The sequence below is a fragment of the Kitasatospora sp. NPDC001539 genome (genome assembly GCF_040298565.1).
Lineage (GTDB): Bacteria > Actinomycetota > Actinomycetes > Streptomycetales > Streptomycetaceae > Kitasatospora.
This window is the reverse complement of sequence record NZ_JBEPAK010000372.1, coordinates 1-4,724: the sequence shown is the minus strand read 5'-3', so window position 1 is coordinate 4,724 and position 4,724 is coordinate 1. Positions and strand designations below refer to the sequence as shown.

Here is a 4,724-nt window from a genome sequence, read left to right as displayed (position 1 = left end):
GGCCTCGCGCCTTCGGGGCGCGGCCCCGGCGGCGGGGTTGTACCGGGGGTGGCGCACGCCCGGTGGAGGCGGCCAGGGGCGGCGCCGCGGGAGGGGGGGGACGGGTCCCGGGGCACGCCGTGCTCCTGCGCGCCGCGGTTTAGTAGCAGCGGTACTCGTGGACGGGCAGGGTGGACTTGATGCCCGCCGAGTTGTAGAAGACGACGCTGTAGTCGCCGTACTGGAAGCCGTTGGGGGCGACGAACTTCTTGGTCAGCGTCTGGATGTAGGTGCCGCCGTCGGCGTTGTTGGAGTAGGAGGACGGGCAGCCCTTGCCGGCCAGGTTGGCCGGGCCGCCGGCCGCGAAGGCCTGTCCGGAGACGCCGAGGGCGAGTGCTCCACCGAGGGCGAGGGCGGCGGCGGTCTTCAGGATGTTGCGCATTGCTCTCACGTTTCCCTTGTTCGCTGTGCCAGGGACCACGCCGGGCCGGTGTCGACACCCGTTTCCGGCGGCGCGCATGATCTTGGCTCAGCTCCACCTGACCGTCAATGGTCTGGACCAAATTGGTCTAGAGCAATTTCCCCGCCACCGCGGGATCAGGCCTCCGGGGTGACCGCGCTCGGGGTGCCGGCCGTCACGCGGAGCAGTTCCCCGTACGTCATCGGCACGACGGTGTGCGGGTGCCCGGCGGCCGCCCACAGCACGGGGTACTGCTGCAGCGCGGTGTCGACGACGGTGCGCAGCGGGGCCGGGTGGCCGGTGGGGGCGACGCCGCCGATGGCCTGGCCGGTGGCCTCCCGGACCTGGGCGGCGGAGGCCCGGGTGATCGTGCCGGCGTTCAACCGGGCTGCCAGGTAGGCGGTGTCGACCCGGTGGGCACCGCTGGTCATCACCAGCAGCGGTTCGCCGTCGCACTGGAACACCAGGCTGTTGGCGATCGCGCCGACCTCGCAGCCGAGTGCGGCGGCGGCCTCGGCGGCCGTCCGGGCGGAGTCGGGCAGGACGACGATCTCACCGGCGACACCGGCGGCCGCCAGCGCCTCGGCGACCGCGAGGCTTCGGGCAGGGAGGGGGGAGTTCATCGCCCCATCATGCCTCCGCTCGCCCGCACCCGCGGCGTCAGCCCGCGCGCCCTCGCCGGCACCCGCACCCACGCCGGCAGCCCGCGCACCCGCACCCACGCCGGCAGCCCGCGCACCCGCACCCGAGTCCGCATCGGCAGCCCGCCCGGCAGCCGCCCGCCCGGCCGCGCTCAACACCGCCCGCACGCCCGCCGTGAGCACCGAGGCGTCCCGCCCGGCGCCCCACACCACCGCGTCGCCGACCCGCGCCTCGACGTAGGCCACGGCGTCCGGGCCGCTTCCGGCCCTGTGCTCGCTGAAGGAGAGGATCTCCACCCCGACGGCGTCCGCCACCGCGTCCACCGGTCCGGCGCCGACGCCCTGACGGCCGTTCACCTCGGCCCGGTCCTCGGTCACCCGCCAGTCCCAGGAGTCCTGCCCGGCGGCCAGGTACTCCGCCCGGAACAGCCCGTACAGCTCCTCGGCCGTCATCTCCTGCCCGCTGCCGTCCGTCGCCTCCTGCACGACCCGGGCGAACTCGATCTGGAGCCGGCGCGGCAGTTCCAGCCCCTCGCCCGACTGCAGCAGGTACGCGATCCCGCCCTTGCCCGACTGGCTGTTGACCCGGATCACCGCCTCGTAGTCCCGTCCGAGGTCCGCCGGGTCGATCGGCAGGTACGGCACCGACCAGGGGGCCTCCCGCTCCGGGATCCCCGACTCCGCGGCGGTTCGGGCGTGTTGCGCGAACCCCTTCCTGATGGCGTCCTGGTGGGTGCCCGAGAAGGCGGTGTGCACCAGGTCCCCGGCGTACGGGTGCCGCTCGTGCACCGGCAGCCGGTTGCAGTGTTCGACGGTGCGCCGGATCCCGTCGATGTCGGAGAGGTCCAGCATCGGGTCGACTCCCTGGGTGTGCAGGTTGAGCGCCAGTGTCACCAGGTCGACGTTGCCGGTCCGCTCGCCGTTGCCGAACAGGCAGCCCTCCACCCGTTGCGCGCCCGCCAGCACCGCCAGTTCCGCGCAGGCCACGCCCGTCCCCCGGTCGTTGTGCGGGTGGACGGACAGGATCACGCTGTCGCGCCGCTCCAGGTGGCGGTCCATGTACTCGATCTGGTCGGCGTACACGTTCGGGGTGGCGATCTCGACCGTGGCGGGCAGGTTGTGGATGACGGGCCGGTCCGGCGCGGCGTCCCACAGCTCGGTCAGTCCGTTGCAGACCTCCAGGACGTAGTCCGGTTCGGTCAGGTTGAACACCTCGGGTGAGAACTGGAAGCGCAGGCCCTCGCGCCCCTCCCCGAGCCGGGCCATCCGCTCCGCGGCCGCCGTGATCAGGGCCCGCAGTTCATCGCGCTCCTTGCCCAGGACGACCTTGCGCCAGAGCGGCGCGGTCGCGGTGTAGAGGTGGACGACGACGCGCGGCAGTCCCTCGACGGCCTCGAAGGTGCGGTCGACGAGGTCGGCCCGGGCCGCGGTGAAGACGACCACCGTGACGTCCTCGGGCACGGCCCCGGGGGTGGTGGCGAGTTGGCGGACGAAGTCGAAGTCGGTCCGGCTGGCGGAGGGGTAGCCGATCTCGATCTCCTTGAAGCCCATGGCCAGGAACAGGTCGAACATCCGCTGCTTGCGTCCCGGGTCCATCGGCTCGGCGAGCGCCTGGTTGCCGTCACGCAGGTCGACCGGCACCCACAGGGGCGCCCGCTCGATCCGCCGGCCCGGCCAGCGGCGCAGCAGGGCCGGCACGTGCACCCGTTCGTGGGCGGGACGGTAGCGGTGGGAGGGCATGGCGCCGCCGCGCTGCGGGTTCCAGGCGGGGGCGCCGGCCGGGACGGGCCCGGCCGGAGCGTGCAGGGCGGGGAAGCGCGCGGGGCCGGCCACGAGAGACGACGCGGCGGCGGGACCGACGGACGACGCGGCGGCGGGACCGACGGACGGCGCGTCAGCGGAACCGACGGACGGCGCGTCAGCGGAACCGACGGACGGCGCGTCAGCGGACCCGACGGACGGTGCGGCGGACGGCACGGGTGATCGCATGGGGGTGTCCTCGACTGGGAGATACCGGCGACCGGCAGGACGGCGCCCCGCAGCGGGGTGCCGGTCCGGTCACGCCCCGCTGCGGCTGCCGAGAAGGAGGAGGCTCCGCTGCATGCCGGGTAGAGTAACCACGACCGAAGTCCTCAGACAACCTGACAGGTGACGACATGCCCCCGCTCCGCCCCTCCCCCCTCGCCGAACAGGCCGCCGACCGGCTGGAGGAACGGATCAGGGCCGGCGAGTGGCCGGTCGGCGGCAAGCTGCCCGGCGAGGTGGCGCTCGCCAAGGAGCTCGGCGTGGGCCGCTCGACCGTGCGGGAGGCGCTGCGCACCCTGGCCGCGGCCGGGATGGTGCACAGCCGCCAGGGCTCGGGGGTGTTCGTGACGGCCGACCGCCCGGCCGCCGGGGACTGGGCCGCCCGGCTGCGCGCCGCGGAGCTGGCGCACGTCTACGAGGTGCGCACGATGGTCGAGGTGCAGGCGGCCCGGCTCGCGGCCGAGCGCCGGACGGCGGCGGACCTCACCGCCGTCGACGCCGCGCTGGCGGCGCGACGGGCGGCGGGCGAGGCGGACGACGCCGGGTTCGTGGCCGCGGACATCGCCCTGCACACGGCGGTCGTGGCCGCGGCCCACAACCCCGTACTGGACGACCTGTTCGCCCAGTTCGCCCCGGTGCTGCGGGACCACCTGGTGGCCCTGGTCGGCCTGCTCGGCCTGCGCGAGGCCGATCCCCACCACGGGTACGCCTCGCACGAGCAGTTGGTGCGGGCGCTGCACGACGGCGATCCGGAGGCGGCGGGGCGGGCGCTGGCGGCGGAGCTGGCGGCGACCCGCTCCCGGCTGCTCGGCTCCCGGTAGCGCGGGCCGGAGCGGCGGGCGAGGCGCGCCTCCGAGGCAGCCCCCAGCGCGCGGCCGGTGCGGCCCGCCCCCACGGCGGCGCCGTCACCCGGCGTCACACAGTCTTCACACCCACGCCACCCGCCGTACGCGCGCCGCGTTGACAGTGTGTCAAGCGGCACTGACCCCGGCCGCTTCGGACCCGAACGGTCAACGCGCGGGTGACATTGTGTCGGGTCGGTGGACAAGCACTGCCCAGGCAGCGAACGGGCATTCACTCCAATCACACGGTATGACTAGTATCGCTTCGTCATAAGCCCGTGCCCGGACGGCCCGCGCCCCATCGGTCGGCCGCCAGCCCCAAGGAGTCTGCTCTGCGCGCGCGTGCGAATCGGCGACCCCCGACGCCGAAGGCCCCCCGCAGGCGGCCACGCCTGTCCCTGCGGACGGCGCTGCTCGTCCTGGCCGTCGTCCCCAGCCTGGCGCTGGTCACCCTGTGGGCGGTGACCAGCGGTGAGACGGTCTTCGACTTCCAGCGCCAGGCCGCCCAGGGGCTGCTGGCCCAGAAGGCCGGCCAGCCGTCCAACATCGTCTACTACAACCTCCAGGAGGAGCGCCGGCTCAGCGCCGAGGCGCTCGCCCGGCCCGGCTCCAACACCGACCAGCTGCGCCGCCAGCGGCAGTTGACCGACGACGCGGTGCGCCAGTTCCAGGCACTGTCCGGGGAGACCGCCGACAGGGCCCTGCCGCGCCATGCAGGCCCTGCGGGTGCACGTCCCGCCGGGCGTCCAGGACGCGGTGGTCCGGGTGCATCCCGGC

3 protein-coding genes and 3 pseudogenes are annotated in these 4,724 nt (G+C 74.4%); 3 read left to right on the top strand and 3 right to left on the bottom strand.

The window, feature by feature from the left end:
- Positions 1 to 139: 139 nt before the first annotated feature.
- The 3 genes and pseudogenes from ABT247_RS31840 to ABT247_RS31835 form a co-directional block, all read right to left on the bottom strand.
- Positions 140 to 421, bottom strand: coding sequence for a hypothetical protein (locus tag ABT247_RS31840; protein ID WP_350749696.1), 282 nt, complete (start codon positions 419 to 421; stop codon positions 140 to 142).
- Positions 422 to 576: 155 nt separating this feature from the next.
- Complete coding sequence (locus ABT247_RS33710) at positions 577 to 1,062, bottom strand: YbaK/EbsC family protein (RefSeq protein ID WP_392898101.1); 486 nt, start codon at positions 1,060 to 1,062, stop codon at positions 577 to 579.
- Positions 1,063 to 1,209: 147 nt separating this feature from the next.
- Positions 1,210 to 2,820, bottom strand: a pseudogene (locus tag ABT247_RS31835) (2-isopropylmalate synthase); the annotation flags it as partial.
- A gap of 416 nt (positions 2,821 to 3,236) precedes the next feature.
- On the opposite strand from ABT247_RS31835, the gene ABT247_RS31830 reads away from it, so the two are divergent.
- The 3 genes and pseudogenes from ABT247_RS31830 to ABT247_RS33700 form a co-directional block, all read left to right on the top strand.
- Complete coding sequence (locus ABT247_RS31830; RefSeq protein ID WP_350749695.1) at positions 3,237 to 3,926, top strand: FadR/GntR family transcriptional regulator; 690 nt, start codon at positions 3,237 to 3,239, stop codon at positions 3,924 to 3,926.
- A 299-nt stretch (positions 3,927 to 4,225) separates the two neighbouring features.
- A pseudogene (locus ABT247_RS33705) lies at positions 4,226 to 4,579 on the top strand (hypothetical protein); the annotation flags it as partial.
- Between the two features lie 64 nt (positions 4,580 to 4,643).
- Positions 4,644 to 4,724: pseudogene (locus tag ABT247_RS33700) on the top strand (XRE family transcriptional regulator); the annotation flags it as partial.